The organism is Microbacterium sp. G2-16M, assembly GCF_055809115.1.
Window position 1 is genome coordinate 1,821,313 of sequence record NZ_CM147897.1, and the last position, 18,734, is coordinate 1,840,046.

Genomic DNA, 18,734 nt, shown 5'->3' on the forward strand with positions numbered 1-18,734 from the left:
GTGGGGCCCCCAGGCGGATCAGAAGGCAAGGAAAACGGTCTCCTTCTCGCCCTGCAGGCGGATGTCGTGGTGCAGACTTCCGTCCGGCAGACGCGTCGCGACGAGCGTAGCGCGCTCGGAGGCGGTGAGCGAGGACAGCAGCGGGTCGGCGGCCAGCAGCTCCTCGTGCTCGGGCAGGTAGATCCGGGTGTGCAGCTTGTCCGGCAGGCCGCGGGCGAACACGACCACCGCGTAGAACGGGGCCTTCCCATCGGCGGCTCCGGGGTTGCGCGTCCAGAACTCGTAGCGCCCGTCATCCGTCGTGAACGAGCGGCCGAAACCGGTGAACGTGTGGTCGTCGCGGTGGAACGCACCGCGGGCCCGCGAGACGCTCCCGTCGGCGTCGGCGCCGAAGATCTCGATCATCGAGTCCGGGATCGGCGCGCCGGCGCCGTCGTACACCGTCCCACCGAGCACGACGGCGCCCGGGCTGTGCGGGTGGACGACCTCGTGCATCTTGGGATAGACGGTGCCGTAGGCGAAGAACGGGCCGATGGTCTGACCGGCCGTGGGCTGAAGGGTCTTCTCGCTCATCAGTGCTCATCCTCCTGCTCGGACCAGGTCGCGTCGGGGCCGTCGATGACGATGTCCCAGCGGTAGGCCATCGAGAACTCGGGCACCGTGAGGTCGTGGTCGTAGGTGCTGATCAGGCGGTCGCGGTCCTGCTGCCGGCGGATCGAGTTGTAGATCGGGTCGAGGGCGAACAGCGGGTCGCCGGGGAAGTACATCTGCGTCACGATGCGCTGCGTGAAGGCGCTGCCGAACACCGAGAAGTGGATGTGCGCCGGGCGCCACGCGTTCTGGTGGTTCTTCCAGGGGTAGGGGCCGGGCTTGATCGTGGTGAACAGGTACTCGCCGTCGTCGTTGGTGACGAAGCGGCCGGCGCCGGTGAAGTTCGGGTCGAGGGGGGCGGGATGCTGGTCGCGCTGATGGATGTACCGGCCGGCCGCATTGGCCTGCCAGATCTCGATCAGCTGGTTCGGCACCGGGCGGCCCCACGAGTCGAGCAGGCGCCCGCGCACCGTGATCCGCTCGCCCTGCGGCTCGCCGGAGTGCTGCAGCGTCAGGTCGGACTCGATCGCGGCCACGTCGCGCTGCCCGAACGCCGGCGAGAACAGCTCGATCGTCTCGGGATCGACCAGCTTCGGATTCTTCGTCGGGTGGCGCAGCAGGCTCGACCGGTACGGCGGGAAGTCGTGCATCGTGAGTGGGAGCTTCTCGCCCGCCGCCTCACGCCGCTCGTACTCGGCGTGCAGGTCCCGGATCTCCTGGGTGATCGCCGACTGCGGAGGGAAGTCGTGCGACGCGAGCAGCGACTCGGGCGCCGCCGCGGTCGCGGCCCCGGGCTCGAGGGCGACGGAGGACGAGAACGCCTCTTCGCCGGTGGGATCGGCATCGGTCATGGTGTCTCCTTCGACGCGCCCGGCCTTCGGGAGTGGGCGCCACCTCAAGGGTGACAGGGCGGCGGCATCCCTCTCGGATCCACTCTCACTCAGTGAGATTTTTGCAGGTCCTGACGGAGGTCCTTCGCCGCCTGCACCACCAGCGGCGCGAGCCGGCGCACATCGGCGCGCTCCAGGTGCACGACCAGCCCGATGGCGATCGGCGGCAGTCCGTCCACATGCGCGAGGGCCGCCGCGACCGACACGTTGCCGAGGGTCATCTCCTCGCGGGTCGTCGCGTACCCCCGGGCGCGGGCCCGGCGCAGCTCGGCGTGCAGCGTGGCCGGGTCGGTCACCGAGTGCGCGGTCTCGCGCTGCAGCGGCACCGAGAAGAAGCGGTCCAGCCAGGCGTCGTCGCGGGTGGCCAGCAGCGCCTTGCCGACGCCTGTGGTGTGGAGCGGCTGCCGCCCGCCCATCCGGCTCAGGGTCGGGATGGACCCGGCGCCGGTGACTCGCCCGACGAACAGCGCGTCGGATGCCGCGGGGCTGGGTCCGTCCAGGACGGCCAGGTGCACGTTCTCGCCGGTCGCCTCGTACAGCCGCACCATGTGCGCGAGCGCCGTCTCGCGCAGCCGGAGCGACAGCGGCGACAGCTCGCCCAGCTCCCACAGGCGTGCGCCGATCGCGTACCGGTGGCCCGAGATGCGGGTCAGCAGCCCCTGGGCGACCAGGCTCGCCAGCAGCCGGTGCACGGTCGAGGTGGGAAGTCCCGTGCGCCGGACGAACTCGGCGGCGGTCGCGGCCGGCTCGTCGGCGGACAGGCAGGCCAGCAGGCGCATGATGCGCTCCAGCATCCCGTCCTCGGTCATTGCGCCTCCCGCGCCCGAGGGTACCGCGCCGTTCTCGACGGGGCCTGTTCTTGACCTGCCATGAGCCCGATGCCCCGTGAGAAGGTGGGCGCATGGCGAACTCCCCCTCCGGCGACGCGGTCATCGATCGGCTGCTGCGGGTGCTCGAGACGTTCACCCCGACCCGCACGATGCAGACCTCGGCCGAGATCGGGCGTCGCGCGGGTCTTCCCTCCTCGACCGCGCACCGGCTGGTCGGCGAGTTGGTCGAGGCGGGCCTGCTCGAGCGCGACGAGGATCGCCGCATCCGCGTCGGCATGCGGCTGTGGGAGCTGGCGACACGTTCGTCCGCGGCCCTGCGGCTGCGCGAGGCGGCGATGCCGGCCATGGAGCGGGTGCAGGCCGCGGTGCGCGAGCACACGCAGCTGGCAATCCTCGAGCAGGATGAGGCCCTTTTCCTGGAGCGGCTGTCGAATCCGGATGCCACCTCCAACGTCACCCGGATCGCCGGGCGCCTCCCGCTGCATGCCTCCTCGTCCGGGCTCGTGCTGCTGGCCTACGCCGATCCGGGCCTGCAGGAGCGGGTGCTGGCTGCCCCGCTGGCGCGGATGGCCGCGGCCACGATCACGGACGCGCCGACCCTCCGGCGCAAGCTCGCCGAGGTGCGCCGGCTCGGGCATGCGGTGGCACCGGGATCGATCGAGGATGTCGCGACCGGCCTGGCCGTGCCGGTGCGCGACCGTGCCGGCCAAGTGGTGGCCGCGCTGTCGGTGATCATCGCGCGCGAGGCGCCGGTGGAGGCGCCGCTGTCCACCCTGCATCGCGCGGCCCGCGACATCCGCTCAGCCCTCGAGGGCTGAACACGACAGCCTCGGCCGGGCCGAGGCATCCCACCCTCGCGGCGCGAACCACCCGCCCCGGCCCCCGGCCCCCGGCCCCCGGCCCTCGGCCGGGCGAGGGGATGTGCCGAAGCGAGGGCCGATTCCCCCGAACTCGCCCTCTCCTCGGCATTTCTCCTCGGCCCGGCCGAGGAGTGAACGCCCGGCCTCGGCCGGGCCGAGGCATCCCGCCCTCGTGACGCGAACCACCCACACCCGGCCCCCGGCGAGGCATCCCACGCCCGCGACGTGAACCACCCGGCCCCCGGCACCCGGCCGCGGCCCCGGGCCCCCGGCCGAGGGGATGTGCCGAAGCGAGGGCCGATTCCCCCGAACTCGCCCTCTCCTCGGCATTTCTCCTCGGCATTTCTCCTCGGCCCGGCCGAGGAGTGAACACGACAGCCTCGGCCGGGCGAGGCATCCCACCCTCGAGGCGCGAACCACCCGCACCCGGCCCCCGGCACCCGGCCCCGGCCCCGGCCCCCGGCCGAGGGGATGTGCCAAGGCGAGGGCCGATTCCTCCGAACTCGCCCTCTCCTCGGCATTTCTCCTCGGCCCGGCCGAGGAGTGAACGTCCGAATCCCATTCATCGGGCGTCCTTGGCCATGGCGCACGGGGATCGACCAGAATCGAGGCACCGCCACACCGCCGGCGTCACGTCAAGGGGGACACATGACCACCACCGTCCGCACCCGGGTCGCCATCGTCGGCGCCGGGCCCGCCGGTCTGCTGCTCGCGCAGCTGCTGCGCCGAGCCGGCATCGAGTCGATCGTGATCGACAGCCGCTCGCGCGAGGACATCGAGCAGACGATCCGCGCCGGCATCCTCGAAGAGGGAACGGTCGAGGCGCTCGTCGCGGCCGGCGTCGACACGCACGCGCACCAGACGGGCATGCGCCACGACGGCATCGAACTGCGCTTCGACGGCGCCGGTCACCGAATCGACTTCGCCGAGCTGGTCGGCCGGGGAGTGTGGCTGTATCCGCAGCATCTGGTGCTGCAGGACCTGCTGGCCACGCTCGTGCCGGCGGGGCAGGACATCCGCTTCGGTCTGACCGCGCAGCGCGTGGAAGAGGTCGACGGCGAGCGCCCACGGGTGATCGCGACCGACGCCGACGGGGCCGAGACCCAGATCGTCGCCGAGATCGTCGTGGGCGCGGACGGCTCGCACTCGATCGTGCGCAAGGCGATGTCGGGACCCCGTTCCGGGATGTACCGGGAGTACCCGTTCGCCTGGTTCGGCATCCTCTGCGAGGCGCCGCCGAGCGCGCCCGAGCTCATCTACAGCAACTCGCCGAACGGGTTCGCCCTGATCAGCCAGCGCTCCGACTCGGTGCAGCGGATGTACTTCCAGTGCGAACCGGACGTCGACCCCGAGGCGTACTCGCAGGAGCAGCTGTGGGAGATCCTGCAGTCGCGGGTGCCGGGCACGACGCTGCACGAGGGACCGATCTTCCAGCGCGACGTGCTGCAGTTCCGCAGCTTCGTCGCCCGCGAGCTGCGGCGGGGTCGCGCGGTGCTGGTGGGGGATGCCGCGCACACGGTGCCGCCGACCGGCGCGAAGGGCATGAACCTGGCCATCGCCGACGTGCTGCTGCTCGAGGGTGCGCTGCGCGCGTTCCTGCTCGAGGACGACGCCCGGCTGCTCGACGGGTATGAGGAGGCGGCGCTGCACCGGATCTGGAAGGCGCAGAACTTCTCCTGGTGGATGACGAGCATGCTGCATCAGACGCCGGATGCCTCGGACTTCGACCGGATGCGGCAGCTCGGCGAGCTCCGCTCGGTGACCGACTCGCGCGCCGGGCGGACCTACCTGGCCGAGGCCTACACCGGCTGGCCGGTCGAACTGCCGCGCTGAGCCCGAGCCGGGGGCGGCGGAATCCGGTCGGCCGATTCCAGGAACCCCGCGGGCCGATCCCTGGGACGCCCATCGGCCGATCCCCAGGGACGTCCATCGGCCGATCCCTGGGACGCCCTTCAGCCGATCCCCGGGGACGCGCGTGTGCGAACCGGAGGTTCAGCACCGTTTCTGAACATGCCTCGGCGCCCGGGACCGTGTCGGCACCGTGCCCGCGGTGCGGGGGCGCCCCAGCACTGGGATAGAGTCCCAGCGATGAGCACCGGCGCGATGACCAGGCGGACGTCCGTCGCCGCACTGACGGCCGCGGTGCTGCTGGTGGCCGCCAACATGCGGCCGACGATCACCTCGGTCGGACCGGTGCTCGGCCAGATCGGCGACGACACCGGCATGAGCCCCGGGGGCCTCGGCCTGCTCGCCGCGGTGCCGCTGCTGGCCTGGGGTGCCATCTCGCCGTTCGCCCACGTGCTCAGCCGGCGATTCGGGATGTCGCGGGTCGTGCTCTGGTCGCTGGTGCTGCTGGTCGTGGGCACGCTCGTGCGCTCCCTGCCCGGTCCGACCGTGAGCCTGTGGCTGGGAACCGTGCTGATCGGGGCCGCCCTGGCGGTCGCGAATGTGCTGCTGCCGGCGGTGATCAAACGCGACTTCCGCCGGGTTCCGCTCGTGATGGCGCTGTACACCGCGCTGCTGGCCGGATTCGGCGCGGTCGCCTCCGGTGTCGCCGTGCCGATCTCGCTGATCGGCGGCCCCGACTCCCCCGCCGGCTGGCGCACCTCGCTCGCCCTCATCGGCTGCGCCCTGCTGCCGTTCGCGATCCTCGCCTGGGGATGGGCGGTGCCCGGCAGCATCCGGGGACCGCGGATGCCGGGGCTGAACGCCCGACCCGCGGCATCCGCTCCGCCCCTGACGTCAGCGCCCCCGGCATCCGCGCCCTCGGTGACCGCCGCACGCCCGCGACGCGCGGCGATGTGGCGCGACGGCCTGGCCTGGCAGGTCGCGGTCTACATGGGCCTGCAGTCGGCATCGTTCTACATGCTCGTGACCTGGCTCGCGACGATCTCGACCTCGACCGGGCGCAGCGAGGTGCTGGCCGGCATCGACGTGATGCTGTTCCAGCTGTTCTCGCTGGTCGGCTCGATCCTGCTGCCGCTGGTCCTGCGCGGCCGCAGCGAACGGCTGGTCCCGGCGCTGATCCCCGTGCTCGGGGTCGCCGGCGTCGTCGGGCTCATGGTCGCACCGGGAGTCATCGACCTGTGGGCCGCGGTGATCGGCCTGTTCTCCGGCTCGTCGCTGGCCATGTCGCTGACGCTGCTCGCCCAGCGGGCGCGCGACCACGACACGTCGGCCGCCCTGTCGGGCATGGCGCAGTCGGTCGGCTATTTCATGGCCGCGTGCGGGCCGGTGCTGTTCGGCTGGCTGCACGCCTCCACGGACGGATGGACCGTCCCCCTGGCCCTGCTGCTGGCGGCGATGGTCGCGCAGGTGGTCACCGGGCTGTTCGCCGGGCGCGACCGATTCGTGCTCGATCCGCGCTGACGGCGCGCAGCCAGGATCAGTCCTCGTCGTCGACCGCGAGCCGGCGGATGAGGTCGCCCAGCTGCGCGCGCTCGCTCGCGCTGAGCGAGCCGAGAGTGCGCTCCTCGGCCGCCTGCGCCGACGCCCGCGCCGCGATGAACGCCGCGCGCCCCTCGGGGGTGGCGACGACGACGTTGGCACGCCGATCGCCCGGATCGGATTCGCGCCGCACGAAGCCCTGCCGCTCCAGGCCGTCCACGAGCGCGACGATCTGGCTGGGGTCGAGCTCGAGGAAGTCCGAGAGCTCGCGCTGGGTGGGGCGGGCGTCGGAGACGACCACCCCGAGCACCGAGTACGAGCGGACTTTGAGCGCGTGCGCCGAGAGCGCCTCGCTCGTGCGCGACAGCGACAGCGCATTGGCCCGGGCCAGCAGGAAGGCGACGTCGCCACCCACCGTGGTGCCCCAGAGCCGATCAGCGCCGACGTGCTCCTGGGTGGTCGTCCGACTCATCCGATCCTCCTCGATCCGCTCGTGCGGTTCCCATTCTGCACCTTAACAACCACAACTATTGACATTTACAATGATTTGGGTTTGCATCGAAGTCAACAGGCAAAGGAGCACGCATGTCGCTGGAAGGCAAAGTCGCCATCGTCACCGGTTCGGGCCGGGGGCTCGGACTCGCATATGCCCAGGAGCTGGCCCGGCAGGGAGCATCCGTCGTGATCAACGACGTCGACGCGCAGACCGCCGCCGACGCGGTCGCCTCGATCGAGGCCGACGGCGGCAAGGCCGTCAGCGTGGTCGCGCCGGTCGGGTCCACCGCGACCGCGCAGCAGCTGGTGCAGACGGCCGTCGACACCTTCGGACGCCTCGACATCCTCGTCACCAATGCCGGCGTGCTGCGCGACACGGTGCTCTGGAAGATGAGCGACGACGACTTCGACACCGTGATCGGCGTGCACCTGCGCGGCACCTTCACCTGCGTCCGCGAGGCCGCCACCTACATGCGCGCGAACGAGATCGCCGGCCGGATCATCTGCATCGGCTCGCCGACCGGCCAGCGCGGCAACTTCGGCCAGACAAACTACGCGGCCGCCAAGGCCGGCATCGTCGGCATGGTGCGCACCTGGGCGCTCGAGCTGCGCAAGGCCGGGATCACCGCGAACGCCGTGATCCCGGTGGCCGCCACCGCGATGACTGCGACCGTCCCCTACTTCGCCGCCGCCATGGAGGCCGACGCGCAGGGCGAGGCCATGCCGCCGTTCTTCCGGCACGACCTCGGGTTCGGCACCGCCGACGACGTCGCCGGGCTCATCGCCTACCTGGCATCGGATGCCGCCGCCGGCGTCACCGGTCAGGCCATCGGCATCGGCGGCGACCGGCTGCAGGTCTGGTCGCACCCCGAGCCGGTCGTGACCGCGTACCACGACGGCGGCTGGAGCTACGACGCGCTGCAGGCCGACTTCCCCGGCCTCTACCAGGCCCAGGACGTCGGCGAGAAGTTCCCGCCGCTGCCCGACGAGCTGCAGCGCTGACCGCCCGTCCGGAAGAGGCATCCATGACCCGCTACGAATCGGCGATCGACGTCGACGCGCTCGACGCGATCGACGTGCACGTGCACATCGAAGACGACGGCCACGGCGGCAACTCGCTGCCCGCCGACCTGTCGGCCGCCGCCGACAAGTACTTCAGCGCCGGCGGCCCCGCCCGCGACCTCGACGCGGTCGCCGCGTACTATCGCGAGCGCCGGACGGCGGCGGTCGTGTTCACCGTCGACGCCGAGACGCAGCTGCACCACGCCCCGATCTCGAGCGCCGACATCGCCGCGGGCGCCGCGCGCCACAGCGACATCCTCATCCCGTTCGGCTCGGTCGACCCGCACCGGGACGACGCGCGGGACCGCATCCGCCGGCTCGTCGACGAGAGCGGGGTGCGCGGCTTCAAGTTCCACCCGACCGTGCAGGGCTTCGACCCGAGCGACGACCGGTGGTTCCCGCTGTACGACGCGATCCAGGATGCCGGCGTCCCCGCCCTGTTCCACACCGGGCAGACCGGGATCGGCGCAGGCCTGCCGGGCGGCTACGGGTTTCGGCTCGGCTACTCGAACCCGATGCTGCTGGATGCCGTGGCCGCGGCGTTCCCGCGACTGCAGATCATCATGGCCCACCCTTCGGTGCCGTGGCAGGACGAGGCGCTGTCGGTGGCCACGCACAAGCACAACACGTGGATCGATCTGTCCGGGTGGAGCCCGAAGTACTTCCCCGCCGAGCTGGTGCGGTACGCCAACTCGCTCATCAAGGACCGGGTGCTGTTCGGCTCGGACTTCCCGCTGATCACCCCGGACCGCTGGCGGCGGGACGCCGAGCAGGCGGCGTTCAAGCCCGAAGTGCTGCCCGGCATCATGAAGGACAATGCCGTGCGACTGCTCGGCCTGGGCGCCTGACCGGCTCGTCCGCATCCATCCGACCGCGTCCATCCGACCCGCGTGCATCCGACCCGCGTCCATCCGACACAAGGAGAGAAATGACCACCACCGTCCCCTACGCCGAACTGCCGGGCCTCGTCGGCCGCGACCTGGGCTACACCGAGTGGCGCGAGGTCACCCAGGACCAGGTGAACACGTTCGCCGACGCCACCGATGACCACCAGTGGATCCACGTCGACCCCGAGCGCGCCAAGACCGGCCCGTTCGGCGGCGCCGTCGCCCACGGGTTCCTCACCCTGTCGCTGACCATCCCGATGTGGACCGAGCTGCTGGACGTCGAGGGCGTGACCACGAAGGTCAACTACGGCCTCGACAAGGTGCGGTTCGTCTCGCCGGTGATGGTGGGCGCCCGCATCCGGATGAAGGCCGTCATCGCCGATGTGACCGAGGTCGCCGGCGGCTACCAGATCGCCGTCGACCAGACCGTCGAGATCGAGGGCGGCAGCAAGCCCGCGGTCGTGGCCCGAGGGCTCAGCCGGTTCTACGCCTGACGCTGCGTGCGGCGGGGAGCAGTGCTCCGCCGCAGGCCGCAGGAACACCACAACTGAACACCGGCCCGGCAACGGGCATCCCGTACCCGAACACCCGAATCGCAATCACACGCAGTAACAAAGGAGTCGCTGACATGAAGAAGACCCGCTTCGCCGCCCTCGCGGTGGCCGCCGCCACCGCACTCGCCCTCACCGCCTGCTCGTCCGGATCGCTCAGCGGCGGAGACAAGAGCGGAGCCCCCTCCGCAGGCGGCGACCTCACTCCGGTCACCGTCGGGCTGCTGAAGATCGCACCGTCCGCCGCCGTGCAGATGGGCATCGACGACGGCATCTTCGCCAAGCACGGGCTGGACGTGAAGGTCCAGCTCGGCCAGGGCGGTGCGGCCCTCCTGCCGGCCGTGTCGAGCCAGTCGATCCAGTTCGCCGTCGGCAACCCGCTGTCGGTGCTGGTCGCCTCCAGCCAGGGCCTGGACATGAACATCATCGCCGGGTACTCGAGCATCGAGGTGCCCGAGGACAAGGCGCCGTCCGGCGTCGTCGTGAAGAAGTCGTCCGGGATCGACTCGTGGAAGGATCTCGCCGGCAAGACCGTCGCGGTCAACGCGCTGAACACCCAGGGCGACCTGACCACGATGGCCTCGGTCGAGGCGGACGGCGGCGACCCCAAGGCGGTGAAGTTCACCGAGATCGCGTTCCCCGACCAGCTGGCGCAGCTGGAGCAGGGGCACATCGACGCCGCGTGGGTCCCCGAGCCGTTCCTGTCCGCCGCCCTCGCCGAGGACGGCATGACGTTCCTGGGCGACCCGATGCGGACGATCCCCAACCTCTACACGATGGTCACGTTCACGTCCGGCGCGTACGCTGATGCCCACCCCGAGGTCGTGAAGGCGTTCCGCGACGCGATCACCGAGAGCACGAAGGCCGCGATGGACGACACCGCGCACTACGATGAGGCGATCGTCGCCTTCACCGGCATGCCGGCGGATGTCGTGAAGGGCATCCACCTGGAGCACCTGACCGGCACGCTCGACCGCTCGGTCATCGAGAACCTCAGCACGATGGCGCAGAAGTACAGCTTCGTCAAGCAGGCGCCCGACCTCGACAAGGTCATCGTCGACTGACCCCCGTCCGGCGCCGCCCACCCCGGCGGCGCCGGACATCCACCCTCTTCATTCACCGTCGAAGGAGAAGCCATGCAGAACCAGGGGATCGGCACCTGGGTGGCGCGGCGTGCCCAGCGCATGCGCGAAGACGTCGCGATCGCGTTCCGCGACCAGCGCCTCGGCTACGACGAACTCGACGAGCGCATCACCCGGCTCGCGAACGCGCTGAGCGAGCGCGGGGTGCAGCGCGGCGACCGCGTCGCGTACCTCGGCAACAACCACCCGTCCTTCCTCGAGGCGCTGTTCGCCACCGCGGCGCTCGGCGCGATCTTCGTGCCGCTGAACACGCGCCTGGCCCCGCCCGAGATCGAATTCGCCGTCGACAACTCGGGGGCATCCACCCTCATCTTCCACGCCGACCTGCACGAGCTCGCGCGCGCCGGGACATGGTCCACGGGCGCCCGCCGCCGCATCCAGGTGGGCGGGATGCCGCTGCCCGGCGTCGAGGACTACGAGACCCTCGTGGCATCCGGATCCACCGACCGCCTCGACCTGATGGTCACGCTCGACGACCCCGCGATGATCCTCTACACGTCGGGCACCACCGGGTACCCGAAGGGCGCCGTGCTCACCCACGGCAACCTCACCTGGAACTGCTTCAACGCGCTCGTGGACTACGGCATCAGCGCGGACGAACGCGTGCTGCTGATCTCGCCGATGTTCCACGTGGCATCCCTCAGCATGGGGGCGCTGCCGGTCCTGCTGCAGGGCGGCACCGTCATCCTGCACGAGAAGTTCGAGCCCGGTGCCGTGCTGCACACCGTCCAGGACGAGCAGATCACGATGCTCTCGGGCGTGCCCACCACCTTCCAGCTCCTGCAGGAGCACCCCGACTTCGCGACCACCGACATCTCCAGCCTGCGCCACCTCACGTGCGGCGGGTCGACGATGCCGCAGCGGATGCTGGAGGCCTATGAAGAGCGCGGGCTGCACTTCTCCTGCGGCTACGGCATGACCGAGACCTCTCCCGGGGCGACCGCGATGCCGCCGCGGATGAGCACGGCCAAGATGGGGTCGTCGGGTCTGAAGCACTTCTTCACCGACGTGAAGATCGTGGACGAGCAGGGCCGCACGCTGCCGCCCGGCGAGGTCGGCGAGATCTGGGTGCGCGGCCCGAACGTCATCTCCGAGTACTGGAACCGGCCCGACGCCACCGCCGAGGCGATCGTGGACGGCTGGTTCCGCTCCGGCGACCTCGGCTCGTTCGACGAGGACGGCTACATCTACATCTCCGACCGCCTGAAGGACATGATCATCTCGGGCGGCGAGAACATCTACTCCGCCGAGGTCGAAGGCGTGATCATGCAGATCCCGGAGATCACCGGGGTCGCGCTGATCGGCGTGCCGGATGAGAAGTGGGGCGAGGTCCCGATGGCGGTCGCCACCCGGGACGACGCCGCGCACCTCACCGCCGACGATGTCCTCGGACACCTGCAGGGGCGACTTGCCAAGTACAAGATCCCCCGGGCCGTCGTATTCGTCGACGAGCTGCCCCGCACCGCCAGCGGCAAGATCCGCAAGGCCGACCTGCGCCGGGCGTACCCCACCCTGCCCGACGCGTCCGAAGCGAGGACCCCATGACGGCCGCCGCGCCCGACGAGACCATCACCCGCACGGTCGCCGTCGCCCAGGCGCGATCCCGGCGACGCCGGATGCGCCCGAAGCAGACGCTGCTGGGCCTGGCCGGCATCCTGGCCTTCCTCGCGATCTGGGAGATCGCCGCCCGCAGCGGACTGGTCAACGGCAAATACCTGCCGCCGCCGACCGAGGTCATCCCCCAGCTCGTGCAGATCGCCGCCCTGGCCGACTTCTGGGTCGCCGTCGGCGACACCATGCTGGCCTGGGCACTCGGCCTTCTCATCGCCGTCGTGCTGGCCTGCGTGCTCGGCGTGGTCATCGGGCTTTCGCCGTTCCTGCGGCGCGCCACCCATTCCACGGTCGAGTTCCTCCGCCCGATCCCGTCGGTGGCGCTCATCCCGCTCGCGGTGCTGCTGTTCGGCGTGCGGATCGAGTCGAGCCTGCTGCTGATCGTGTACGCCGCCTTCTGGCAGGTGTTCATCCAGGTGCTGTACGGGGTCGCCGACGTCGACCAGGTGGCGATGAGCACCGGCCGCAGCTACGGGTTCTCGACCTGGCAGCGCATCAAGGACATCGTCTTCCCGACCACGCTGCCGTACCTGATGACCGGGCTGCGGCTGGCGGCCGCGGTCGCGCTGATCCTGGCGATCACCGCCGAGCTGATCATCGGCACGCCAGGGCTGGGGCTCGAGATCCTCAGCGCCCAGAACGCGGGACTCTACTCCACGATGTACGCGCTGGTGCTGGCGACCGGGCTGCTGGGCGTCGTGATCAACTTCGGCGCCCGCGCGCTGGAGCGCCGGCTGCTGAGCTGGCATCACTCCGTGCGCGAGGAGGTGCCGGCATGAAGAAGGTCCTCAGCGGCATCGCGTTCACCCTCGGACTGCCGATCATCCTCATCCTCCTGTGGTGGCTGGCCACGGCCGTCTCGACGAACTTCTTCGTCCCCACGCCCGGTGAGCTGGTGACCACGTTCTTCCGGGTCTGGTTCGGCCCGGCGTTCTGGGAGGACGTGCTGCCGAGCCTGGGCCGATTCTCACTGGGCGTGATCGCGGCGATCGTGGTCGGCATCCTGCTGGGCATCCTGATCGGCCTGAACCGCACGCTGCGCTCGATCACCGAGCCGGTGTTCGAGTTCTTCCGTGCCCTGCCGGCGCCCGCGCTGATCCCCGCGCTGCTCCTGCTGTTCGGGCCCACCGATGCCGAGAAGATCTTCCTCATCGCGCTGGCCAGCGTCTGGCCGGTGCTGCTGAACACGATCGAGGGCGTGCGGGCCGCCGACCCGGTGCAGAACGAGACCAGCCGTTCCTACGGCATCCACGGATTCAATCGGGTGCGCTACCAGATCCTTCCGTCGGCGGCCCCGCAGATCCTCGCCGGCGTGCGGCAGGCCCTGCCCATCGGCCTGATCCTCATGGTCATCTCCGAGATGTTCGCGACGACATCCGGCCTCGGCTTCTCGATCATCCAGTTCCAGCGACGGTTCGCGATCCCCGAGATGTGGTCGGGCATCCTCGTGCTGGGACTGATCGGCTACGCCGTCGCGATCATCTTCCGCGTCGTCGAACGTCGCCTCCTGCGCTGGTACCACGGACTGAAGGACATTGAGAATGCTGCCTGACACCCCCCTCGACACCATCGCCGGTGGACGGACGCTGCCGGCCGAAGACACCCTGCTCTCGGTGCGCGGCCTGAAGAAGGTCTATCGCACCGACGGCGGCGACATCGAGGCCGTCCGCGACCTCACCTTCGACCTGGGCAAGAACGAGCTGACGTGCCTTGTCGGTCCGTCGGGTTCGGGCAAGACCACGCTGCTCAAGTGCATCGCGGGGCTGCTGGCCCCCACCGAGGGCGAGGTCGTCCTCGGCGGCCAGAAGATCACGGCCCCGCCGAAGAACATGGCGGTCGTCTTCCAGGAGTACGGCCGGTCGCTGTTCCCCTGGCTGCGGGTGGCCGAGAACGTGGAGCTGCCGCTGCGCAACGCCGGGATGCCGAAGGCCCAGCGCGCGGACCTGGTGGCCGAGGCGCTGGAGAACGTGGGGCTGGCGCACGTCCCCCGCTCCTACCCGTGGCAGCTGTCCGGCGGCATGCAGCAGCGCGTGGCGATCGCACGCGCGATCGCCTACCAGCCCGAGGTGCTGCTGATGGACGAGCCGTTCGCGGCCGTCGATGCGCAGACCCGCGCCGACCTGGAGGACCTCGTCCGCCGCGTGCGCAAGACGCTGGGCATCTCCATCCTGTTCGTCACGCACGACATCGACGAGTCGGTGTACCTCGGCGAGCGCGTGGTCATGCTGTCGAGCTCGCCGACGGTGGTGCAGCAGGACCTCGTCGTGGACCTCGGCCCGGAGCGCGACCAGCTCGAGACCCGCTCGCTGCCCCGGTTCACCGAGCTGCGGCACTTCGTGTACGAGCAGATCCAGCTGGCCAAGAGGGGGGCCGGCACCCACGCGGCCGCCTCATGACCGAGACCGCCGGGCGGCGGCTCGGCGTCCGGCTCACGGGCGCGCTCGGCTACCTCTCGATGGCGGGCTCGCTGTCGACCGATCTCTACCTTCCGGCGTTCCCCGACATCGCCGACGATCTCGGCGCGCCGGCGTCGGTGGTGCAGCTGACCCTGACGGCGTTCCTGATCGGCTCGGCGCTCGGCCAGCTGGCGATCGGATCGGTCTCGGACGTCTTCGGCCGCCGGCGCACGCTGATCGTCGCCCTCGCCGTGTTCACGGCCTGCTGCTTCCTGGCCGTCGCCAGCCCCGTGATCGGGATGCTGATCGTCGTGCGCGGCGTGCAGGGCTTCGCCGGCGCGGCCGGCTCGGTCCTGGCGCGTGCGGTGGTCGCCGACCTCAGCGCCCCCGAAGAGGCGGTGCGCGCGTTCAGCCGACTGTGGATCATGACCGCGCTGGGACCGGCCGTCGCCAGCCCCCTGGGCGCGCTGCTCACCCAGCTCGGCGGCTGGCGGACGGCGCTGCTGGGCCTGGCGGTGCTGGCGACCGGGATGCTGCTGACGGCGATCCTCGCGATCCCCGAGAGCCTTCCGCCCGAACGTCGCCACCCGGCCACGCCGCACGCGATCGGCCGCGCGATGGGCCGGCTGCTGCGCGACCGGCGGTTCGCCGGATGGGCGGTCGCGTTCGGGATCTCCTATGCCGGCCTGATGAGCTACATCGGGTCGTCGTCGTTCATCGTGCAGGACGTCCTCGGTGTCACCCCTCTCGGCTACGGCTTCACATTCACCGCCACATCGGTCGCCGTGATGCTGGGCGCTTGGATGAGCGGACGGCTCGCGTCACGGTGGACGCCGGCCGGGGCGCTGCGGTTCGGGCAGCTGCTCGCACTCGGCGCGGCGGTCATCGCCGCGATGCTGGCCCTGACGCACACGCTCACCCTCGTCGGCTACGTGCCGCTGGTCGTCGCGTTCTGCATCGGGTGCGGCACGATGATGTCGACCGCATCGGCGCTGGCCGTCGGCGCCGCCGGCGCCACGGCGGGCACCGGCTCGGCGCTGATCGGCTTCATCCAGTTCGTCCTGGGTGCGATCGCATCCCCCTTGGGCGGCATCGCGGGGACCGGCACCGCCCTGCCCGCCACCGTCCTCATGACGCTCTGCCCGGTGATCGGCCTGGTCGCGGCATCCATCGCCGGTCGGGCGCCGGCGCGACCCGTGCGCTGACGCGCGCCACCGCCTCCGTAGGATGCCCCCATGGCCCGTTCCGTCCCCCTGCCGCCCGTCGCCGAGAGCGAGCCGCGCGCGCGCCCGCAGAACCTGATCCTCAACCTGCTGGGCATCTACTTCCCCGACGCGGAAGGCTGGCTCTCCTCCCGGTCGATCGTGGACGTCCTGGCCGATGCCGGCCACGGCGAGCCGGCGACCCGGGCGACCCTGGCCCGGATGGTCCGGCGCGGGCTCGTCTTCCGACGCGTCGACGGGCGCCGGACGCTGTTCGCGCTCACGCCGGAGGCGCGGGGCATCGTCGAGGACGGTCGCCGTCTGGTCTGGGAACGCGATCCGGTGAACCGCAGCTGGGACGGCTCATGGACCTCGCTCGCGTTCTCCATGCCGGAGTCGTTCCAGAGGCAGCGCCATGACCTGCGCACGCGACTCAGCCGGGCGGGATTCGGAGCGGTCCGTGCCGGGCTGTGGATATCGCCCCACGACGTGGATCTCGACCGGGTGCTGGACGGCCTCGACCTGGCCGAGCACATCATCGTGATGCGGGGGGTGCCGTCCCCTCCGACGACCCCCGAGGTCGTCGTGGCACAGGCCTTCGACCTCGACGCCGTCGCCATCCGATACGAGCGCTTCCTCGATCGCTGGGCAGACGTCGGGCGGGCCCATCCGGCGAGCAGCGAGATCCTCATGACGAATCACCTGCTGCACGTGCTGCGGCACGATCCGCGACTGCCCGTCGAGTTCCTCCCCGAGGACTGGCCGGCCGAGACCGCTTCCCGCCTCTACCGCACGCGCTACGCCGAGTGGCACGAGCGGGCGCGGCAGGACCTGCTCGCCGAACCGGTCTAGCTCCCCGACGCCAGATCGTCTACACTTTTCATACAGATGCACACAGAGTGTCGAATGTTCCGGGAAGCGCCCACGGCGAGGACCGGCAGAAGGAGAGAGCATGGCCTCGGTTTCGCTTGCGCGCACCATCTTCGACGAGTCTCATGACGACTTCCGCGAGACCGTCCGCTCGTTCGTCGAGCGTCACGTCGTCCCGCACCTCGACGAGTGGGCGGAGGCGGGTCGCGTCGATCGAGGCCTGTTCCGCGAAGCCGCCGAGCTCGGGCTGCTCGGCATCTCCGCACCCGGGCGCTTCGGCGGCGGCGGCGTCGACGACTTCCGGTACAACGCCATCCTCATCGAGGAGCTCGCGCGCGTCGGCGCCACCGCGGTCGGGATGTCGATCACCGGGTTCAACGACCTGATCGCGCCGTACCTGGTGGCGCTGGGCACGGACGAGCAGAACGAGCGCTGGCTGGCGCCGATGATCGCCGGCGACACGGTGGGGGCGATCGCCCTGACCGAGCCCGGCACCGGGTCGGATCTCGCCGCGATCACGACCACGGCCCGCCCCGAGGGCGACCACTTCGTGCTCACCGGAGCGAAGACCTTCATCTCGACCGGCATGCTCGCCGACGTCGTGATCGTCGCGGCGCGGACCGATCCCGATGCCGGCCGCGGCGGGATCAGCCTGCTCTGCGTGGAGACCGACCTGCCGGGCTTCTCCCGCAGCGGCCCGCTCAAGAAGGTGGGGCTGAAGGCGCAGGACACCGCCGAGCTGTTCTTCGACGAGGTGCGGGTGCCGCGCTCGGCCCTTCTGGGCGTCGAGGGCGGCGGCTGGGCGCAGCTGCGCCACAACCTCCCGCAGGAGCGCCTGAACATCGCGGTGACCTCGATGGCGCGGATGCGGGCGACCTTCGACCAGGCGCTAGCGTATTCCATCGAGCGGCACGCGTTCGGGCAGTCGATCGCCTCGTTCCAGGCGAACCGCTTCTACCTCGCCGAGCTTGCCACCGAGATCGAGGTCACGCAGGTGTTCGTCGATCGCTGCATCCTGGATGCCTCGAACCACGAACTGGACGAGGTCACCGCGGCGATGGCCAAGTGGTGGGTCACCGAGCTGCATCAGCGCGTGATCCAGCGCGCCGTCCAGCTGCACGGCGGGTACGGGTTCATGACCGAGTACGCGGTCGCGCAGGACTATCTCGACTCCCGCGTGGCCACCATCTTCGGCGGCACGACCGAGATCATGAAGGAGATCATCGGGCGCAGGCTCACCCGCCCCTGACCCACGCGGTATCCCGCCCCTCCGGCATCCCCTCCCGCCGGCATCCCGGCCCGCGGCATCCCCCTCCCTCCCCGCCCTTCTGTGACTCGTCAGAAGTGGTCGGAATTCTCGCAGACATTCCGACCGGTTCTGACGGGTCACCGACGCGGTTGGGGAGAATGGGGCGGCGGAGCAGGATGCCGCGGGGCGGCGGGGCAGGATGCCGCGGGGCGGCGGGTCAGGAGGGGCGGGCGAGCAGCGTCTTCAGGTCGGCGCGCAGGCGAGCGACCTGTTCGGCGGGCATTCCGGCGGCCAGCTCGACCTGCACCTGGGCGACGAGGGGCGCCAGGCGCCGGCGCTCGGCGGCGCCGTGGGGCGTGAGCGAGACGACGTTGCGGCGGGCATCGGCGGCCGAGCGGCGCCGGACGATGAGTCCGCGCCGCTCCATCCGCGCCACCAGGTCGGCGATCGTGGACCGGTCCAGATCGGCCTGGTCGCACAGCTCCCGCTGACTGGCCTCGCCGTATCGGTCGAGCACCACGAGCACCGTGTACTGCACGCTGGAGATCTCCGGCGAGACGATCCGCCCCCAGGCCGCGACGTGCAGCTGCTGCGCGCGCCGGATCAGGTATCCGAGGTGCCGCTGCGGCTCGGGCTCGTCGGCGCCGGAGGCCCCGGAGGCCCCGTCGGCGGCGTCGAGCTCGGAGGGGACGGATGCTGCGGTCACAGCAT

19 protein-coding genes are annotated in these 18,734 nt (G+C 70.9%); 14 read left to right on the forward strand and 5 right to left on the reverse strand.

Features of this window, described 5'->3' with window-relative positions:
* Positions 1–18: 18 nt before the first annotated feature.
* From pcaG to AC0L6F_RS08620, 3 genes are all read right to left on the reverse strand, one after another.
* Entirely contained in the window at positions 19–573 is a 555-nt protein-coding gene (pcaG, locus tag AC0L6F_RS08610; RefSeq protein ID WP_473537533.1) for a protocatechuate 3,4-dioxygenase subunit alpha, read from the reverse strand.
* Positions 573–1,442, reverse strand: coding sequence for a protocatechuate 3,4-dioxygenase subunit beta (gene pcaH, locus AC0L6F_RS08615; protein ID WP_473537534.1), 870 nt, complete (start codon positions 1,440–1,442; stop codon positions 573–575). The genes pcaG and pcaH overlap by 1 nt, the downstream gene beginning before the upstream one ends.
* Positions 1,443–1,531: 89 nt before the next feature.
* Entirely contained in the window at positions 1,532–2,290 is a 759-nt protein-coding gene (locus AC0L6F_RS08620) for an IclR family transcriptional regulator (protein ID WP_274636149.1), read from the reverse strand.
* 92 nt (positions 2,291–2,382) lie between these two features.
* Between AC0L6F_RS08620 and AC0L6F_RS08625 the strand changes: the two genes are divergently transcribed.
* The 3 genes from AC0L6F_RS08625 to AC0L6F_RS08635 all read left to right on the forward strand — a co-directional run bounded on the left by AC0L6F_RS08625 (position 2,383) and on the right by AC0L6F_RS08635 (position 6,540).
* On the forward strand, positions 2,383–3,129 hold the full coding sequence (locus AC0L6F_RS08625; RefSeq protein ID WP_473537535.1) for an IclR family transcriptional regulator: 747 nt from the start codon (positions 2,383–2,385) through the stop codon (positions 3,127–3,129).
* A 690-nt stretch (positions 3,130–3,819) separates the two neighbouring features.
* The gene (locus AC0L6F_RS08630; RefSeq protein WP_473537537.1) at positions 3,820–5,004 is read left to right on the forward strand and encodes a 4-hydroxybenzoate 3-monooxygenase; all 1,185 of its coding nucleotides are present in this window, start codon (positions 3,820–3,822) and stop codon (positions 5,002–5,004) included.
* 255 nt (positions 5,005–5,259) lie between these two features.
* Positions 5,260–6,540, forward strand: a complete 1,281-nt coding sequence (locus AC0L6F_RS08635; protein WP_473537538.1) for an MFS transporter — start codon at positions 5,260–5,262, stop codon at positions 6,538–6,540.
* A gap of 16 nt (positions 6,541–6,556) precedes the next feature.
* On the opposite strand, the gene AC0L6F_RS08640 is transcribed toward AC0L6F_RS08635, so the two are convergent.
* Positions 6,557–7,030 (reverse strand): MarR family winged helix-turn-helix transcriptional regulator, encoded by a 474-nt coding sequence (locus AC0L6F_RS08640; protein WP_473537539.1) that lies wholly within the window; start codon positions 7,028–7,030, stop codon positions 6,557–6,559.
* A 113-nt stretch (positions 7,031–7,143) separates the two neighbouring features.
* Here AC0L6F_RS08640 and AC0L6F_RS08645 point away from each other — a divergent pair, with 113 nt between their 5' ends.
* From AC0L6F_RS08645 to AC0L6F_RS08695, 11 genes are all read left to right on the forward strand, one after another.
* Positions 7,144–8,055 carry an SDR family NAD(P)-dependent oxidoreductase gene (locus AC0L6F_RS08645; RefSeq protein WP_473537540.1) on the forward strand — a complete coding sequence of 304 codons (912 nt, stop codon included), beginning with the start codon at positions 7,144–7,146 and terminating at the stop codon, positions 8,053–8,055.
* Positions 8,056–8,078: 23 nt separating this feature from the next.
* Positions 8,079–8,963, forward strand: coding sequence for an amidohydrolase family protein (locus AC0L6F_RS08650; RefSeq protein WP_473537541.1), 885 nt, complete (start codon positions 8,079–8,081; stop codon positions 8,961–8,963).
* Positions 8,964–9,043: 80 nt separating this feature from the next.
* Entirely contained in the window at positions 9,044–9,496 is a 453-nt protein-coding gene (locus AC0L6F_RS08655) for a MaoC family dehydratase (RefSeq protein WP_259612839.1), read from the forward strand.
* A gap of 134 nt (positions 9,497–9,630) precedes the next feature.
* A complete protein-coding gene (locus AC0L6F_RS08660; RefSeq protein ID WP_473537543.1) occupies positions 9,631–10,617 on the forward strand; it encodes an ABC transporter substrate-binding protein in 987 nt (328 codons plus the stop codon).
* A 72-nt stretch (positions 10,618–10,689) separates the two neighbouring features.
* Complete coding sequence (menE, locus tag AC0L6F_RS08665; RefSeq protein ID WP_473537545.1) at positions 10,690–12,240, forward strand: o-succinylbenzoate--CoA ligase; 1,551 nt, start codon at positions 10,690–10,692, stop codon at positions 12,238–12,240.
* Positions 12,237–13,085, forward strand: a complete 849-nt coding sequence (locus AC0L6F_RS08670; RefSeq protein ID WP_473537546.1) for an ABC transporter permease — start codon at positions 12,237–12,239, stop codon at positions 13,083–13,085. Before menE ends, AC0L6F_RS08670 begins: the two co-directional genes overlap by 4 nt.
* The gene (locus AC0L6F_RS08675; protein ID WP_274636159.1) at positions 13,082–13,858 is read left to right on the forward strand and encodes an ABC transporter permease; all 777 of its coding nucleotides are present in this window, start codon (positions 13,082–13,084) and stop codon (positions 13,856–13,858) included. The genes AC0L6F_RS08670 and AC0L6F_RS08675 overlap by 4 nt, the downstream gene beginning before the upstream one ends.
* Complete coding sequence (locus AC0L6F_RS08680; RefSeq protein ID WP_473537547.1) at positions 13,848–14,702, forward strand: ABC transporter ATP-binding protein; 855 nt, start codon at positions 13,848–13,850, stop codon at positions 14,700–14,702. Before AC0L6F_RS08675 ends, AC0L6F_RS08680 begins: the two co-directional genes overlap by 11 nt.
* A complete protein-coding gene (locus tag AC0L6F_RS08685; protein ID WP_473537549.1) occupies positions 14,699–15,907 on the forward strand; it encodes a multidrug effflux MFS transporter in 1,209 nt (402 codons plus the stop codon). Before AC0L6F_RS08680 ends, AC0L6F_RS08685 begins: the two co-directional genes overlap by 4 nt.
* Positions 15,908–15,937: 30 nt before the next feature.
* Entirely contained in the window at positions 15,938–16,756 is an 819-nt protein-coding gene (locus tag AC0L6F_RS08690) for a PaaX family transcriptional regulator (RefSeq protein WP_473537550.1), read from the forward strand.
* A 100-nt stretch (positions 16,757–16,856) separates the two neighbouring features.
* Positions 16,857–18,023, forward strand: a complete 1,167-nt coding sequence (locus tag AC0L6F_RS08695; RefSeq protein ID WP_473537551.1) for an acyl-CoA dehydrogenase family protein — start codon at positions 16,857–16,859, stop codon at positions 18,021–18,023.
* Between the two features lie 217 nt (positions 18,024–18,240).
* Here AC0L6F_RS08695 and AC0L6F_RS08700 read toward each other — a convergent pair whose 3' ends face one another.
* Positions 18,241–18,729 carry a MarR family winged helix-turn-helix transcriptional regulator gene (locus tag AC0L6F_RS08700; RefSeq protein ID WP_473537552.1) on the reverse strand — a complete coding sequence of 163 codons (489 nt, stop codon included), beginning with the start codon at positions 18,727–18,729 and terminating at the stop codon, positions 18,241–18,243.
* Positions 18,730–18,734 lie beyond the last annotated feature (5 nt).

Excerpts from the sequence above, each read along its gene's own strand:
- AC0L6F_RS08670 (WP_473537546.1), top strand. The coding sequence starts at position 12,237 with ATGACGGCCGCCGCGCCCGACGAGACCATCACCCGCACGGTCGCCGTC.
- pcaH (WP_473537534.1), bottom strand. The coding sequence starts at position 1,442 with ATGACCGATGCCGATCCCACCGGCGAAGAGGCGTTCTCGTCCTCCGTC.
- AC0L6F_RS08650 (WP_473537541.1), top strand. The coding sequence starts at position 8,079 with ATGACCCGCTACGAATCGGCGATCGACGTCGACGCGCTCGACGCGATC.
- AC0L6F_RS08660 (WP_473537543.1), top strand. The coding sequence starts at position 9,631 with ATGAAGAAGACCCGCTTCGCCGCCCTCGCGGTGGCCGCCGCCACCGCA.
- AC0L6F_RS08630 (WP_473537537.1), top strand. The coding sequence starts at position 3,820 with ATGACCACCACCGTCCGCACCCGGGTCGCCATCGTCGGCGCCGGGCCC.
- AC0L6F_RS08685 (WP_473537549.1), top strand. The coding sequence starts at position 14,699 with ATGACCGAGACCGCCGGGCGGCGGCTCGGCGTCCGGCTCACGGGCGCG.
- pcaG (WP_473537533.1), bottom strand. The coding sequence starts at position 573 with ATGAGCGAGAAGACCCTTCAGCCCACGGCCGGTCAGACCATCGGCCCG.
- AC0L6F_RS08695 (WP_473537551.1), top strand. The coding sequence starts at position 16,857 with ATGGCCTCGGTTTCGCTTGCGCGCACCATCTTCGACGAGTCTCATGAC.
- AC0L6F_RS08625 (WP_473537535.1), top strand. The coding sequence starts at position 2,383 with ATGGCGAACTCCCCCTCCGGCGACGCGGTCATCGATCGGCTGCTGCGG.
- AC0L6F_RS08635 (WP_473537538.1), top strand. The coding sequence starts at position 5,260 with ATGAGCACCGGCGCGATGACCAGGCGGACGTCCGTCGCCGCACTGACG.
- AC0L6F_RS08620 (WP_274636149.1), bottom strand. The coding sequence starts at position 2,290 with ATGACCGAGGACGGGATGCTGGAGCGCATCATGCGCCTGCTGGCCTGC.
- AC0L6F_RS08690 (WP_473537550.1), top strand. The coding sequence starts at position 15,938 with ATGGCCCGTTCCGTCCCCCTGCCGCCCGTCGCCGAGAGCGAGCCGCGC.
- AC0L6F_RS08680 (WP_473537547.1), top strand. The coding sequence starts at position 13,848 with ATGCTGCCTGACACCCCCCTCGACACCATCGCCGGTGGACGGACGCTG.
- AC0L6F_RS08645 (WP_473537540.1), top strand. The coding sequence starts at position 7,144 with ATGTCGCTGGAAGGCAAAGTCGCCATCGTCACCGGTTCGGGCCGGGGG.
- AC0L6F_RS08655 (WP_259612839.1), top strand. The coding sequence starts at position 9,044 with ATGACCACCACCGTCCCCTACGCCGAACTGCCGGGCCTCGTCGGCCGC.
- menE (WP_473537545.1), top strand. The coding sequence starts at position 10,690 with ATGCAGAACCAGGGGATCGGCACCTGGGTGGCGCGGCGTGCCCAGCGC.
- AC0L6F_RS08640 (WP_473537539.1), bottom strand. The coding sequence starts at position 7,030 with ATGAGTCGGACGACCACCCAGGAGCACGTCGGCGCTGATCGGCTCTGG.
- AC0L6F_RS08675 (WP_274636159.1), top strand. The coding sequence starts at position 13,082 with ATGAAGAAGGTCCTCAGCGGCATCGCGTTCACCCTCGGACTGCCGATC.